9 protein-coding genes are annotated in these 16,550 nt (G+C 33.6%); 5 read left to right on the forward strand and 4 right to left on the reverse strand.

Annotation, left to right across the window (positions count from 1 at the left end; translation table 11 throughout):
- Positions 1 to 26: 26 nt before the first annotated feature.
- Positions 27 to 2,285 (reverse strand): T9SS type B sorting domain-containing protein, encoded by a 2,259-nt coding sequence (locus BLQ19_RS07275; protein WP_083332213.1) that lies wholly within the window; start codon positions 2,283 to 2,285, stop codon positions 27 to 29.
- A gap of 262 nt (positions 2,286 to 2,547) precedes the next feature.
- On the opposite strand from BLQ19_RS07275, the gene BLQ19_RS07280 reads away from it, so the two are divergent.
- The gene (locus BLQ19_RS07280) at positions 2,548 to 4,230 is read left to right on the forward strand and encodes a glutamine--tRNA ligase/YqeY domain fusion protein (RefSeq protein WP_074537882.1); all 1,683 of its coding nucleotides are present in this window, start codon (positions 2,548 to 2,550) and stop codon (positions 4,228 to 4,230) included.
- Positions 4,231 to 4,473: 243 nt separating this feature from the next.
- Here BLQ19_RS07280 and BLQ19_RS07285 read toward each other — a convergent pair whose 3' ends face one another.
- The gene (locus tag BLQ19_RS07285) at positions 4,474 to 5,418 is read right to left on the reverse strand and encodes an SPFH domain-containing protein (RefSeq protein ID WP_024482341.1); all 945 of its coding nucleotides are present in this window, start codon (positions 5,416 to 5,418) and stop codon (positions 4,474 to 4,476) included.
- 73 nt (positions 5,419 to 5,491) lie between these two features.
- Positions 5,492 to 6,991: a glutamate--tRNA ligase gene (gltX, locus tag BLQ19_RS07290; protein ID WP_074537883.1), complete on the reverse strand. Its 1,500-nt coding sequence runs from the start codon at positions 6,989 to 6,991 to the stop codon at positions 5,492 to 5,494.
- Between the two features lie 220 nt (positions 6,992 to 7,211).
- On the opposite strand from gltX, the gene BLQ19_RS07295 reads away from it, so the two are divergent.
- The 4 genes from BLQ19_RS07295 to BLQ19_RS07310 all read left to right on the forward strand — a co-directional run bounded on the left by BLQ19_RS07295 (position 7,212) and on the right by BLQ19_RS07310 (position 14,762).
- Positions 7,212 to 10,709, forward strand: coding sequence for a synaptonemal complex protein 1 (locus tag BLQ19_RS07295; RefSeq protein WP_074537884.1), 3,498 nt, complete (start codon positions 7,212 to 7,214; stop codon positions 10,707 to 10,709).
- Positions 10,702 to 11,121: an rRNA maturation RNase YbeY gene (ybeY, locus tag BLQ19_RS07300; RefSeq protein ID WP_074537885.1), complete on the forward strand. Its 420-nt coding sequence runs from the start codon at positions 10,702 to 10,704 to the stop codon at positions 11,119 to 11,121. Before BLQ19_RS07295 ends, ybeY begins: the two co-directional genes overlap by 8 nt.
- 8 nt (positions 11,122 to 11,129) lie before the next feature.
- Positions 11,130 to 12,998 carry a tRNA uridine-5-carboxymethylaminomethyl(34) synthesis enzyme MnmG gene (gene mnmG, locus BLQ19_RS07305; RefSeq protein WP_074537886.1) on the forward strand — a complete coding sequence of 623 codons (1,869 nt, stop codon included), beginning with the start codon at positions 11,130 to 11,132 and terminating at the stop codon, positions 12,996 to 12,998.
- 939 nt (positions 12,999 to 13,937) lie between these two features.
- Entirely contained in the window at positions 13,938 to 14,762 is an 825-nt protein-coding gene (locus BLQ19_RS07310) for a class I SAM-dependent methyltransferase (protein ID WP_024482336.1), read from the forward strand.
- 282 nt (positions 14,763 to 15,044) lie between these two features.
- On the opposite strand, the gene BLQ19_RS07315 is transcribed toward BLQ19_RS07310, so the two are convergent.
- On the reverse strand, positions 15,045 to 16,541 hold the full coding sequence (locus BLQ19_RS07315; protein WP_074537887.1) for a hypothetical protein: 1,497 nt from the start codon (positions 16,539 to 16,541) through the stop codon (positions 15,045 to 15,047).
- Positions 16,542 to 16,550: the final 9 nt, after the last annotated feature.

Here is a 16,550-nt window from a genome sequence, read left to right on the forward strand (position 1 = left end):
TAAAATGGTTTGTTGGTAAAACTTGGTTACTTAATAACGGTAATAGTACCTTGCTTTATTGTATCGGAGCCTTTTTTAATCTTGTAATAGAATACCATATTTTGTGAAGTAAAGCCTGTAGAAGACTCTGGCCAGTTGTTCTGGTACTCAAAAACATTGTATACTTCTTCTCCTTTATCATTATAGATAATCACATTAACATCGGCTTGGTATGAATAACTGTTTGGTATTAACCATAGGTCATTGATGCCATCTCCATTTACTGTTATAACGTTCGGTATTTTAAATGTGTCTTTGTAGCTCACATTTACTTCTTTTATAATTACACAGTTTCCTACATAGGCTGTTAAGGTGTAGGTACCTTCTGTAGTTAAACTTATAGAAGCGCTGTTGCTAATACTTGTATTGTTAGCATCTCTCCATTCGTAAGCAGTTCCTCCGCTTGCCGTAATGGTCTTAGATCCTCCTTCTGGAAATACAATGTTAAGAGGGCTGTCTAAAGTGATTAGAGACTCGTCTAACGGACTAATAGTAACTTCATTTGAAGGAATAGAACATCCGTTTCTAGTCACCATTAAGCGGTAGGTACCAGCATCTGTTGTATTCAAGTCTAAAGAAGTTGTATCTATAATAGTTCCGTCTTTAGCCCAACCAAATGTGGCTCCAGTTAAATCTACGTTGGTACTTATGGTAATAAAATCTGTGCTGTTACAAGCTACTAAGCTGCTTGCTTCTATTGTAATTAATTCATTACTTCTAAGGACTACAGGTAAGCTATTAGAACTCGTATTGAAAGATTCTATCGTAGCATCAATTTGGTATGATCCGTTTTCTGATATATCGGTTAAACTGATACTAGACGAAGTAGCTCCACTTATAGCCGTGCCATCTTTCTTCCATTGGTAGCTCATAGAAGCCTTTAAATCGGCAGTAACATCTGTTTTGCTGCCATTTGCAGCTACAGCATTTATCGTGGCTACATCTAGTACTATTTCGCTGTAGTCACAATCACTATAGGTAGTAGTATAGTTTGCAATTAATTCAAAAGAACTTGGAGCAACAACATTTATCTTATTAGAATTTAGGGATGAAGGACATGCACCACCTTGTGAAACGGCCACATAATACTCTGCCTCTTCTGATATTGCTAAGGTACTTGTAGTAGCACCACTAATTACTGTATTATTTTTATACCATTGGTATGTTGGAGATACGGCTGTTGATGTTACACTTAATGTCTTTGATTCACCAGGAAGTATGACCATTTCTAATGGTGTATTTTCTGTAACTGTAAATGCTCCAGTTTTCGAAATGCTTAACGCAGGAGTAGTTTCTGCACAGATACCATCACCTTCTACTTTTACAGTATAGGCCCCTGCAAAATCAGGATCATTAGTATCAAAGGCGTAGGTATAACTTCCTTGAGCTTTAGCTTGTACAACAGTACCATCTTTATACCAAGTATAAAAGATATCAGAATTTGCGATGGTAGCTTCCAATGCGCTAGCTGTTTCGCCTTCACAATAAGAAGTTTTTGTTGGTGTATTTATCGTTACGCCTAAAGCAGTACCCGTTTCTACCGTAATCATATTTGAAAGTGTACCGGCAGAACCAGAACAAACAGATCCATAATCGATCTCAACAGAATACATGCCACTTTCAGAAACAGTTAAAGATGGGCCCGTCTCAGAAAGTATCGTTGAACTCTTTCTCCATATATATTGATACGTTTCTGAATTGGGTACGTTATCAACAGCTATAATTGCGGTGCTACCATTGCAAATAGATATTGTACCATCTCCGATACTTCCGCTTCCATTTTCAGTAATTTGAATAGGGTTTTTATAATCAATATAGTACATGTTATAGGCCTGAGTAGCCGGACTGTATAGTTCAGGACTTGTACTTTTTACTCTTAATTTGTATCCAGTGCCTCTCAACGTAATTGGAATCTCAAAACGTATGTCAAAATCTGTTGTACTGTTCTTGTCTGTTACTGTAGTTAATGCCGTAGGAGAAGCAAAACTTCCAGTAGCATCTGATAACTCTAAAACAAAAGTGTTATCACTTAGTACACTAGGTGATGCACTCCATTTAAAATTCACATAATATTCATTAAAAGTAGATGATGCACATACTGCTGTCCATGGGCTGCCGCCAGTTCCAAAATTTGGATTCGCAATTGCGGTAGGTTTGTTTAATGTTTGAGCCATTAGTCCTATACTGCACATTAAGAATGTGAAGAAAAAGAAGGTTTTTTTTGAGTGTGTAGTAGGTCTGTTCATGTTGCTGCAACTTTAGGTTACTATTTGGGTCTGTAGCTTGCTTCTAGGAGTTTTTACCGTTAGTCGGATTTATGTACTTCCTATCCATATCTTACACAGCTACAGTAATTAACATCAAATATCTTATTAAATTGTTCCTAATTGTATTTAATGTTGTAGCGTTGATTAAAAGTGTTGTGAAACCCTATTATTGCATGGTCTGTATCTTTTATAGAGCGCAACAATTCCTTTTTTAGTAACTTTGTATTTCAAAAATTTTGCAATGAGCGATGATACAAAGTCTCTGAATTTTATAGAGCATATTATTGAGGATGATTTAGCCAATGGTTTTTCTAAAAACAAGCTTAGATTCCGTTTCCCACCAGAGCCTAACGGGTATTTACATATAGGCCATGCAAGTTCTATTTGTTTAAACTTTGGGTTAGGATTGCGCTATAACGCTCCTGTAAACCTACGTTTTGATGATACCAACCCAGCAAAAGAGGAACAAGAGTATGTAGATGCTATTAAAAGAGATGTAGAATGGTTAGGATTTAACTGGGCAGAAGAAGTTTATGCTTCAGATTATTTTCAACAATTATATGACTGGGCAGTAACGTTTATTAAAGAAGGTAAAGCCTATGTAGACAGCCAAAGTGCTGCTCAAATTGCAGAGCAAAAAGGGACACCTACAGAACACGGAGTTGCTAGTCCTTATAGAGATAGATCGGTAGCAGAAAACCTTGCTCTTTTTAACGAAATGAAAGAGTGTAAATTTGCAGAAGGAGAACATGTGTTGAGAGCTAAAATAGACATGACTTCTAGTAACATGCTTATGCGGGATCCTATTATGTACCGCATACTTCATAAGGCACACCATAGAACAAATACCGATTGGTGTATTTATCCAATGTATGATTGGACCCATGGAGAAAGTGATTATTTAGAACAAGTTTCTCACTCCTTTTGTACCTTAGAATTTGCAATGCATAGAGAGCTTTATGATTGGTTTTTAGACCAAGTTGTTGCTTCAGATAAGGTACGTCCTAAACAACGAGAATTTGCTAGGAGAAATTTTAGTCATACCGTTGTAAGTAAACGTAAATTATTGCAATTAGTTGAAGAGAAAGTAGTTACCTCTTGGGATGATCCACGTATGCCAACCATTTCAGGGTTGCGCAGAAAAGGATATACGGCCGAAGCTATTCGTAATTTTTCCAATACAATAGGGATCGCTAAAAGAGAAAACGTAGTGGATGTAAGTCTCTTAGAATTCTCGATTCGGGAACATTTAAACAGAGTTGCTCCTAGGGTTATGGCTGTTTTAGATCCTTTAAAAGTGGTGATTACTAATTATCCAAAGGATCAAGAAGAATGGTTAGAAGCAGAAAATAACCAAGAAGATGAGAGTGCTGGATACCGAACGGTACCTTTTTCTAGAGAATTATATATTGAAAAAGAAGATTTCAGAGAAGAGGCAAATAAAAAGTTCTTTCGTTTGAAATTAGGAAATGAAGTTCGTCTAAAAAACGGATATATTATTAAGGCTGAGTCTTGTACAAAAGATACCGATGGGAATATATTAGAAGTACAATGTACCTATGATCCTAAAAGTAGGAGTGGAAGTGGTACGGAAGAAAGTTTACGTAAAGTAAAAGGTACATTACACTGGGTTTCTATAAAACATGCTATTCCAGCAGAAGTACGTTTGTACGATCGTCTTTTTACAGATGAAACTCCTGACCAACATAAAGACAAAGATTTTATGGAATTCATAAATCCAGATTCTTTAACGGTAATTACGGGATATTTAGAACCAAGTTTAAAAACAGCGCAACCAGAAGATTTTTTCCAATTTCAACGTTTGGGATATTTTAATGTAGATACAGATTCTTCTGCGGAAAAATTAGTTTTTAATAAGACCGTTGGTTTAAGAGATACTTGGGCCAAAATGCAACAGAAATAGAAGTATAGTTTATGGCTATTGTTTATAAAATAATGATTGGTATAAACTATTGAAAACCACCTTCATAATTTAGTTGTAGTGCATAAAAAAAAACCATCAATACGATTTTATGTATTGATGGTTTTTTTGTTTTAAAACGTCTTAAAATAAGAATTTATGCCAATCAGTCTATTTTTAGAATTCTATATAAGATTTTGAAATATAAATCACGAAACCTATTGGTATTATCTATAGTTTTAAAAACTATTGGTTATCCGTTTTTTTCTTAGCGGCAATTTCTTTCTTTTGCTTTTTCATGGTTTCACCAATCATATTGCTGGCAGTAAATGAGGCAACCATATTATTTAACATATCACTTCCTGCTTGTGGAGAATTTGGTAATAAAATTAAATTACTGTTAGTTTCTTCTCCTAAAGATTGTAGCGTATCATAATGTTGAGTTACAACAATTAGGGCAGAAGCTTCTTGAGAATTAATTCCAACTCTATTTAAAACTTCAACAGATTCTTCCAAACCTCGAGCAATTTCTCTACGTTGATCTGCAATACCCATACCTTGTAATCTTTTAGATTCTGCTTCAGCTTTTGCTTTCTCCACAATAAGAATACGTGCGGCATCACCTTCAAATTGGGCTGCTATTTTCTCTCTTTCAGAAGCATTAATACGGTTCATTGCCTGTTTTACTTGTGCATCAGGATCAATATCTGTTACTAAAGTTTTGATAATATCATACCCGTAAACAGACATATATTGTTGTAATTCACCTTTAACTGCAATAGCAATATCATCTTTTTTAACAAAAACATCATCCAATTTCATTTTTGGAACTTCAGCTCTAACTACGTCAAAAACAAAAGAGGTAATTTGCTCATGTGGATATTCTAATTGGTAAAAAGCATCATAAACTTGTTCACGCAATACAACATATTGTACTGAAACTTTCAATTTAACAAATACATCATCCAATGTCTTTGTTTCAATAATTACATCCAATTGCTGAATTTTTAAACCAACTCTGGCTACAATTTTATCTACTATCGGTAATTTCATTTGTAAACCGGATGTTCTTACGCTATGAAATTTTCCAAATCGTTCAATTATAGCAGCTGTTTGTTGTTTCACCGTAAAAAAGGATGAAAATAAAATCACTGCACCAAGAAATAGTAAGGGTATTAATAAGTAGCTCATACGTTTATTTTTAGGTTGATTAATAGTTCTTTACAATATAGGTAGCAATTCTCTTACTTTTGTTACAATTAATTTATTTTAATTGGTTAATTGCAGTTTTTATTCTCTGTAAGCTTTCTTCTTTTCCTATAAATTCCAAGATATCAAATAGGTGAGGACCCTTCATTTCACCTACGATGATTAGTCTTAGGGGCGGCATTACTTTTCCAAAAGATAATTCTTTGTCCTCGATCCATTTCTTAACAATTTGTTCTGTTTTTTCAGATGAAAATTCAGCCACAGATGCTAGTACATCATGTACTTCAGACATAATACTGGAAGTATCTTCTTTCCATTGTTTTTTGCTTGCTTTCTCATCATAGGAATTAGGGCTAACAAACATATAATCAGATAGCTCCCAAAAATCTGCTACAAAAACAGCTCTTTCTTTTATTAACGAAACTACTTTTTCTATTTTGGAAATAGGTGCTTCTATTCCTTTTTCTTGAAGTATTGGAAGGTATAATTCTGCCAATTCGGCATCCGTTTTTTGTTGTAGATATTGTTGATTATACCATTTGGTCTTATCTGGATCAAATCTAGCGCCAGATTTATTTACACGTTCTAAACTAAATAGGTTGGTTAGTTCTTGCAAGCTAAATATTTCTTGTTCTGTTCCAGGATTCCATCCTAACAAGGCAAGAAAATTTACTACAGTTTCAGAGAAATAACCTTCTTCTTTGTACCCAACAGACTCGTTCCAATTTAATGGAAAAACGGGGAAACCTAACTTTTCGCCATCGCGCTTGCTTAATTTTCCTTTACCTACAGGTTTCATGATTAATGGTAAGTGCGCGAATTCTGGCGCTTGCCATCCAAATGCCTCATATAATTGTTGGTGTAAAGCTAAAGAAGGTAGCCATTCTTCGCCACGTATTACATGGGTTATTTCCATTAAATGGTCATCTACAATATTCGCCAAATGATAGGTTGGCATACCATCGCTTTTGTATAAAACCTTATCGTCTAAGACATTAGAATCAATGGTCATGTTGCCTCTGATAATATCATTTAGGGCAATTTTTTCATCTGGTGCGGTTAAAAACCGAATTACATAGGCGTCACCATTGGCAATTCTTTTTGTTACTTCTTCAGGCATCAAAGAAAGAGAATTATCTAGTTTTAATCTGTTATGCCAGTTATAGATAAAAGTTTTTCCTTGTTCTTCGTGTTCTTTTCTATGAGTATCTAAGCTTTCTGAGCTATCAAAAGCGTAGTATGCTTTTCCTTTTTCCAAAAGAATTTTAACATATTCTTCATAAAGGGGCTTTCTTTCGCTTTGTCTGTAGGGTCCAAATTTCCCTTCTTTTCCTGGGCCTTCATCAAAAGGAATATTACACCAGTTTAAGGCATCTATGATATATTGTTCTGCACCTTCTACATACCTATTTTGGTCGGTATCTTCTATTCTCAAAATAAATTCGCCATTGTTTTTCTTTGCAAAAAGATAATTAAACAATGCAGTTCTTACACCACCAATATGCAAGGGTCCTGTTGGGCTAGGAGCAAATCTTACACGAACTTTAGTACTCATATTTTTGTATTTGTTGTAAAGATACTAAAAGGTGAAAATTAGAACTAATTGTTTAAATAACTTAGGTAGTAATTTAATTTTAAGCATCAGATAGTGAGCTGCTTACAATTAACATTGTTATGGTATTATTCTATTTTTGAATATTTACCTTTGTACTTAATTCAGGAGCAAGTTATGCAACTGGTTTTTTTTCGACTATCTTGGTATTAAAATCCTACAATTGACTGCATTAGATCAAATTAAGAACAATCTTAGAGCCTTTGTAAAAAGCTATTATACTGCCCAGTTATTGCGGGGTTTTATTCTGTTTCTTGCATTAGGTAGTCTTTTTTTGTTTTTGGTTTTAGGGTTTGAATATTTTTTGTGGTTGGGTTCTAAGGTTCGGTTGGGTTTTCTTATAAGTATTCTCCTGGTAGAATTTTATTTACTTTATCGCTTTATTATAGTTCCTCTTATTTACTTATTTCAGCTTAAAAACGGATTAACAGATAAGCAGGCTGCCAATAGTATAGGAAAGCATTTTCCTGAAATTGATGATAGATTGTCTAACTTATTAGATTTAGAAGCAAATGATGAGCAATCAGAATTGCTTGTGGCTAGCATTCATCAAAGGGCAGAGGAGTTAAAACCTTTTAATTTTTCTAAAGCTATAGATTTTAGTAAATCGTTTAGTTATGCTAAATGGATAGCGATTCCACTGTTCATCTTTTCGGTTATTTATTTTTTTGGCGATATCAGATCATTTTTTCAAAGTTATCAACGTGTCATAAATTATGATTTGGCGTATGCAAAACCAGCTCCTTTTAATTTTGTCTTATTAAATGACGATTTGCTTGCATTACAGAATGAATCTACACTAATTTCCGTTGAAACTATCGGAGATTTGCAACCGGAAGCTATTGCAATTAATTTAGCAGGGGAGGAGTACCTTATGAAAAATAATAATGGTGTTTTCCAGTATGAAATTAAGTCACCTAAGGAATCCTTTACTTTTTATTTTAGTGCGAATGGGTTTACTTCAAATTCTTATAATTTTGAAGTTATAAAAACCCCTACAATATTAGATTTTATTTTAGAATTGTCTTATCCAAAGTATACCCATAAAAAGAAGGAAACGCTTTCTGGGGTTGGATCGGCCACTGTATTAGAAGGAACCAAAGTATCTTGGAAGGTGGCTACAGCAGATACAGATTGTTTATTGTTTAAAGGCGCGGATACTATTCAGTATTTTATGTCTAGTGCTGCTGGTATGTTTTCTTTGTCTAAGGCTGTTTATAATTCGCTGAAGTATAGTATTTCTACTTCTAATAAAAATGTTTCAGATTTTGAAAATTTAGAGTATTCCTTTGAGGTTATTAAAGATGAATTTCCAAAAATTACGGTAATAGAACGTAAGGATAGTCTTGTACACAATAAGGCTTATTATAGTGGTAATTTATCTGATGATTATGGGGTCTCTAGTTTAAAACTTTATTATTATAATATACTTTCACCTGATAGTATTATGAGTTTGGAACTTCTTAAGCCTAATAGTCCTGTTAGTTCTTTTTATTATACTTTTCCTTCTGGTGTAAATATTGTTTCAGACAATTCATATGCTTATTATTTTCAAGTATCTGATAATGACCAAGTTAATGGTTCAAAGCATTCAAAGTCGCAAACCTTTACTGCTACGATTCTGGGTGATAATCAATTGAAAAACAAAGAGTTAGAGTCTCAGCAAACTATCATTTCTTCTTTAGATAAGACCGTTGAAAAGTTAAAAAATCAAACAAAAGCCATGGAAGAACTTTCTGGAAGCCAGAAAGAAAAATCTATTCTTAGTTTTAATGATAAATCTAAATTAAATTCTTTATTGCAGAAACAAGAGTTGCAGGAAAATCAAATGCAAAAGTTCTCTAAACAACTTAAGGATAATCTAAATAAGGCGAATAGGGATGATGGTTTAAATAAACTTTTGCAAGAACGGTTGGAGCGTCAGGAATTGCAAGCCAAAAAAAATAAGGAATTAATAGAAAGTTTAAAGAAGGTTGCTGATAAGATTAATAAAGAAGATTTATCCAAACGTTTGGATGATTTAGCTAAAAACCAAAAAAGCGGGCAACGTAATCTGGAGCAGTTATTAGAATTGACAAAGCGCTATTATGTAACTGAGGCGGCCTCACAATTATCTAAAGATTTTAACGAATTATCGAGGAAGGAGATGGCTTTAGCTAAATCTAAGTTGAATGATATACCTTCAAAAGCAGATCAAGAAAAGATTAATGAGCTTTTTCGGTCGGCTTCTAATAAACTAGAAGAACTTAAAAAAGATAATAATAATCTAAAAAAACCTATTTCTTTGGGTATTGAGAAATCGGATACGGATAGTTTAAATAAAGATTTAAATAAGATATCTGAACAATTAGATAAGGAAGCTAATGGTCAGAAGTCATCATCCAGTAGTGCCAAGCAAAAATCTGCGGCTGAAAAAATTAAGGAATTATCGGAAGCTTTATCGGAATCTTCATCTACATCTGGTGGTTCTAATGTGACTGAAGACGCAGAGGTTTTGCGTCAAATTTTAGATAATCTAATCATTTTTACATTTAAGCAAGAGGCTATGATTGATGATTTAAGTGATAAGGAGAATGCTTTTGCAAATACTTCCAAGGTAATTCTAAAACAGCAAGAACTAAAAACTTTATTTGCACATGTAGATGATAGCCTTTTTGCTTTATCGCTTCGTGTTCCTGAAATATCTGAAACTATTAATAGAGAGGTTACGGAGCTCTATTATAATTTGGATAATGTGGTGGAAAACCTTTCTGAATCTAGGATCTATCAAAGTGTTTCCTATCAAAAATATGTGTTGAATTCAGGTAATATCTTATCAGATCTTTTAGCCAATATTCTGGATAATATGCAGGAAAGTATGAAGTCTGGGAAAGGTGAGGGTTCTGGCGAAGATTTTCAATTGCCAGATATTATTAAAGGGCAATCAGATCTCAATAAAAAAATGGGTCAGGCTGGTCAAGGAAAAGATTCAACTAAGGGCGAAAGTGGTTCATCTGGTAAAAATGGTCAAGAAGGTCAGCAGGGTAGTCAAGGTAAAAATGGCACTTCTGGAAAACAAGGTAAGGGAGGTAAAGATGGTGAATCTGGTTCTTCTGGGTCTAATGGAAAAGAGTCTAATGGGGGTACTTCTGGTTCTGGCGAAGGTGATTCTAATGGAGATGGTGAAGGAAATGGGCAAAGTTACGGTAAAGGTAATGGTAAAGGTGGCGCTATGGGGAATGGCAACACCGGATTATCAGAAGACGCCTTAAAGGAAATATATGAAATCTATAAGGAACAAGAGCTTTTAAAGAATAAACTAGAGCAGCAATTATCGAATATGATTAATAAGGAAGATCGAAGTTTAGGTCAAAAATTAATCCGTCAAATGAATGACTTTCAAAATAGTTTATTAGAGAATGGAGTTGCAAGAAGTACTATTGACAAAGCAACAATTATTCAGTATGAATTGATAAAATTGGAAGGTGCTGCTATGAAACAAGGGGAGAAAAAAGAACGAGAAAGTAATACTAATTCTAATTCGTTTACAAACCCCGTACTTACGCAACCAGCAATCTTTGATAATTACAAAAATCAGAACGAAATTTTAAATAGACAAGCACTACCTTTGCGGCAAAATTATCAGAATAGAATTAAAGAATATTTTAATACAAATGATTGAATTTAATTACGAGTTAGATTTTGAGTTAACTAATGAACCCTATTATATAGATTGGTTAACTAGGGTTATAGATTCTGAGGGTAAATCCTTGGGTACTTTAAGTTATATTTTTTGTGATGATGCTTATCTTTTAGATATTAATATGAAGTATCTTAATCATGACACCTATACAGATATTGTAACTTTTGATTATTGTGAGGGCGATACTATTTCGGGAGATTTATTTATTTCTATTGATAGAGTGTTAGAGAATGCTAAAGAATATAATGTAGATTTTTTAGAAGAATTACATAGAGTTATGTCTCATGGAGTTTTGCATTTAGCAGGCTATAATGATAAAACAGTTATGGACGCTGCGCTTATGCGTAAGAAAGAAGAGGAGAAAATTAAATTGTTCCACGTGGAACATTAAGGAAAATTATGTTTGATAAAGAGTACGATGTTATAGTTGTTGGTGCTGGCCACGCAGGATGTGAGGCCGCTGCTGCTGCTGCAAATATGGGTTCTAAAGTTTTATTGGTCACAATGAACCTTCAGAATATTGCGCAAATGTCTTGTAATCCAGCTATGGGCGGTATTGCAAAAGGACAAATTGTTCGGGAAATTGATGCCCTTGGCGGGTATAGTGGAATCATTTCTGATAAATCAGCGATACAGTTTAAGATGTTGAATAAGTCAAAAGGTCCTGCTATGTGGAGTCCTAGAACTCAAAACGATCGTATGGTTTTTGCTGAGGAATGGCGATTGGCTTTGGAGAATACGCCAAATGTTGATTTTTATCAGGAGATGGTATCAGGTCTTTTAGTGGAAAATAATAGGGCAGTTGGTGTCACTACGTCACTCGGCATTAAGATAAAGTCAAAGTCTGTAGTGCTTACTAATGGTACTTTCTTGAATGGCTTAATTCATATAGGGGATAAAAATTTTGGTGGGGGTAGAGCAGGTGAACGTGCTGCAACAGGAATTACAGAGCAATTATTGGGCTTAGCTTTTGATTCAGGAAGGATGAAAACGGGCACACCGCCAAGAGTTGATGGCAGGTCTTTAGATTATTCTAAGATGATTTTGCAACCTGGAGATGCTATTCCGGAGAAATTTAGTTACTCTCCAACCAAGGCTTTAGAGCATCAGAGAGATTGTCATATGACCCATACGAGTGAATTAGTTCACGATTTATTGCGTGAAGGTTTTGATAGGTCGCCAATGTTTAATGGTAGAATTAAAAGTTTAGGACCTCGATATTGTCCATCTATCGAAGATAAAATTAATCGTTTTGCTGATAAAAATAGTCATCAATTGTTTGTCGAGCCAGAAGGTTGGAGAACGGTTGAAGTCTATGTAAATGGTTTTTCTACATCTTTGCCGGAAGATGTTCAGTTCAAAGCATTGCGTTCTGTTGTCGGTTTTGAGAACGTAAAATTCTTTAGACCAGGGTATGCAATCGAATATGATTACTTTCCGCCAACGCAATTAAAGCATACTTTAGAAACTAAATTGGTTTCTAATTTATACTTCGCAGGACAAATAAACGGAACCACTGGTTATGAGGAAGCAGCATCTCAAGGTCTTATGGCGGGTATAAATGCGCACCAAAAAATTAATGAAAAAGAAGATTTTATCCTTAAAAGAGATGAGGCTTATATTGGAGTTTTGATTGATGATTTAATTACAAAAGGTACAGAAGAGCCATATCGTATGTTTACTTCTAGGGCAGAATATAGAACCTTATTGCGTCAAGATAATGCGGATTTGCGTTTGACCCCTCGAGGATATGAAATAGGTTTGGCTCGTGAAGATAGATTGAGAAGAATGGAGGACAAGCTAGAAAAGTCTGAAAAATTTATGCAGTTCTTTAAAGATACGAGTGTGCTTCCAGATCAAATTAATCCGATTTTTGAAAGTGTAAATTCGGCAGTAGTGGATCAATCCTTTAAAATGTTTAAAGCGTTTTCAAGGCCAAATGTTACCATGGACCATATGATGTCTATAGATACTGTAGCTAAATTTGTGACTGAAAACAATTTGAATAGAGAGGTTTTAGAACAGGCCGAAGTACAAGTAAAGTATTCTGGATACATAGCAAAAGAAAAAACTAATGCAGATAAATTACATCGTTTAGAGAATGTGAAGATTCCAGCTAATTTTGATTATACTAAATTGAAGTCCCTTTCTACAGAAGCTAGGCAAAAGTTAACTAAGATTCAACCGGTTTCTATTTCTCAAGCTTCCAGAATTAGCGGAGTATCTCCTAGCGATATAAGTGTGCTTTTAGTATTTCTAGGCAGATAATAACGTTTCTTTTTCTAAAACATATAAGGCCTCTAAATTCATTTTTAGAGGCTTTTTCTTTAGGTGTATATTTTGGTTTCGGCAACTTTTTTTTATTTAATGGTTTTTAATCTTTCTCATTCTGGTTAGTGCTTTCGTATGTAAAAAGCTATTTTTTTTAGTAGTTGTTATCGGTTGATGGTCTATCTGGGTTCATTATAGATGTATGCAATTATGTCTTTTATTTTAATGGAACAATCAAATTGTTCCACGTGGAACAATTTAATTGTTTCGGTAATTAGGTTTTCAAATAAAATATTTGGTCCGTAGTTTAATTAAATATGTTGTACAAATAAATGTTGTGAGCATTCTAAAAATTGTGGTGGGAAGGTTAAAGTCGAAAATTGCTATTGCGTTTTTTAATACTTTTTGGTGAAAGGGCGTAAGTACAAAATTGTTTACACGGTATTTTTTTCTCCCTTTCTGGAAGCAATATAATTTGTGATTTATAGCAGAATAGATTGTAAGAAAATTGCGGAGGAGAAAATTAGCTGATCTTTTCAAAATTGAATTTTTTTGAATCTAGCGATGTTTGTTGCTAATAGTTTTTTAGAAATAATCTGGGCGTTCTCCAATTTTAAATTTGAAAGATGTTTTCTTTTTTTGAATAGAGGATACAAAATCATTTATTTCATTATTGCGCGATTGTGTTTAATATTTTTTAGGTCTATTTTTTTTGATGGTTAGTTTAAGTTTTCATTTGATTACATCCTCAAAGAATTAGTATAGAAGTTTGTATTTTCAAAAATAAATGGAACATATAAATCCTTAATTGAAATTGCCATTTAAGTATTGTCGAATTCTTGAAAATACTTTTTGTTTAAAAATTATTTTTTAGCTACTTCAGTTTTAAAGTATCTTCGTCAGCTAAGAAAGAATATTTAGCGACACACAATTACAATGAAATTTTATTTAAAAACTAAAGACTATTCTGTTAGTCAAGAAACCTTTGAATTATTTCTGGATCAGGAATTAGATATGTTAGTTACAAAACCAGAACCTCAGGTTTTGGATTCGTATTATGATAGCGAGGTTTATATTTCTCATACCGATGCTAATGTATCGTTGATGGACAAAATCTACCAAACTGTAAAAAAGATTAATTTAAAGAACAAGCTTAAAATTGTGTCTAAGCATGCAAAAGGAAAACGTCTTTTGGATGTTGGTGCTGGTACTGGAGATTTTTTGGTGGTGGCAAAAGAAAATGGTTGGAGCGGAGTAGGAGTAGAACCAAATAAAAAAGCGCGAGATAAAGCTTTCGAAAAAGGCTTAGAGTTAAAAACTGTTCTAGAAGATTTTACTGATGAAAAATTTGATGTCATTACTTTGTGGCATGTTTTGGAACATGTACCCAATTTAACCGATCAGGTAACTAGGTTATCTGCTTTATTATCGGACCATGGAATTTTAATTGTGGCTGTTCCGAATTATAAATCTTTCGATGCAAAATACTATAAAGAGCATTGGGCTGCTTTTGATGTGCCAAGACATCTTTGGCATTTTTCTAAATCATCAATCACTAAACTTTTTTCAAAAGAAGATTTAAAAATTTCAAAAATTTATCCTATGGTCTTTGATGCATTTTATGTTTCCCTATTATCAGAAAAATATAAATCTGGTAAGCAAAACTTTTTAACGGCTTTTTTTGTGGGTTTACGTTCAAATATGAAAGCATGGAGGACTAAGGAGTATTCTTCTCTAATATATGTCCTAAAAAAAGCCTAAATAATCATTTTAAGCTCTTTTGAGAGGGTTTTTGCCCCTGTATCGAGTTAGTAGTTGTTTATTTTTCAAAATCGAGTCAGAGCCTATTTAAAATAGGCTGTTTTTAATCGAAACCCTTGATTGATTTTGATTTTAGGATAGATATTATTTATAGTGGTTTTTTGGAGGTTTATTTTTGAATTTTACGAAAATATTGAACTGAAAGTTTTGTCAATCTTGAAAATATTTTTTGTGCCCAATATTAATTTATTGAAGCCTTAGAGAGATTTTAAAAATAGTTTACTACCTATCATTTTTTTGTTTCATAATTTCCAAGGTAGTTTTATACAGATCGGTTTTCATTATTTTTGATTTTAACCACGCATAAAAACTTAATACAAACAAATCCTCTTTTTCTTCCCGTGAGGTCAGTAATGATTTTTTCACTTTCAACATAAATTCATTTTGATTGATCGTTTCTTTATGATAAAAATAATGGGTTGCTAAACTCAAGAATTCTAAAACTCTTTGTTCGTTGTTTTCCTTTAACCGTTTGCTATATTTTTTACGGAAACTTTTTATTCTAGATTCCACCAAATCCAAATGCTCCATTTCTATATAAAGCATTATTTCTGTTAGGTTCTTTTTCACCACCCAAATTTCTCCCCCTTTCTCTGCGTACCAAGTATCGCTATGCCGCGATTCTTTGAAAATTTGTAGCGCCTCTTTACATCTATTTTGCTGAAATAAGAGAACTACAGCTGTTAATTTTAAATCCATGACATAAGCAATCTGCTGTTTGTGTTTTTCAAAATCAAATTGTTCTAAACACCTTAAGGCTTTTTCGTACTTACCAGAGTAGTTTAAGTTTAAGACCAGCAACAAAGTGTATTGAGGTGTGAAACGTTGGTAGTAGCAATTGTTTTGTTTTTTCATTTCTGTCTCCATCCGCTCCAAGTACTTCCTGGACTGCTCAAAGTCTTTATTTCTGAAGTGTGAATTGGCGATGTAATACAATATTTGAATGTGATAGAACAAATGTTTTTCAGAAAGATTTTGTTTGTGTTCTATTTCTTTATTTACTTTTTCTATAAAAGGAAGTAGGGTGTAAAAATCACGGGTAATATGAGCTGCCTCGTTATTAATCGCTACAATTTTATATAAAGACCGATAGCTTAAGCCATTCTCAATAGAAATATCAAAATCAGATAAGGTCTTGGCTATAGTTTGGGTAACATTCTTACTTTTTGTGATTAATTCGTTTTTAATGGTTGCGTAGAAAAGGTTTAAGTTTTCTTCTTGTTGAAATAAGAGCTTGTTGGTCTTGAACTGTGTGATTAGCGTTTCTAAGTCAATTTTTCTATCCAAATGCGCATATTGTATACGGGTGTAGTATATCTCGTTTAATATCCCAAAGAGTTCATGCTGTTTCGCTTTTATTTCTGCCTTTTTTACGATTTTTAAAGCAACCTTATACGCTTTTTGCTCAAAGAGTATTCTACTCGCTAGCAAAAGCTTAATAATTTCCATTTCTTCAGATTGTTCTCCTTTAAAACTTTTAGTCGCTATAAAATCTATTAAACCATCAAGCAGGCGTTTGCTCAAGGCGTGGTAGGCGCCTTTGGCCTTTTTACCGTAAAGGAGCACATCAATATGTTCAACATTAGGGTTTGTTGCCAGTATTTTGAATAAAGCCACATTTTTGGTGTCGTGTCTTTTGTTCTTTTGGCGTAGGCGAGTTACAAAAGCTTTTTGTTCTTCTGCTGTTAATGTAGCTATTAAGCTTGTATTTATATTCATTATATCGTA

Source organism: Cellulophaga baltica, from assembly GCF_900102165.1.
In the GTDB taxonomy this organism is placed as follows: Bacteria; Bacteroidota; Bacteroidia; order Flavobacteriales; family Flavobacteriaceae; genus Cellulophaga; species Cellulophaga baltica.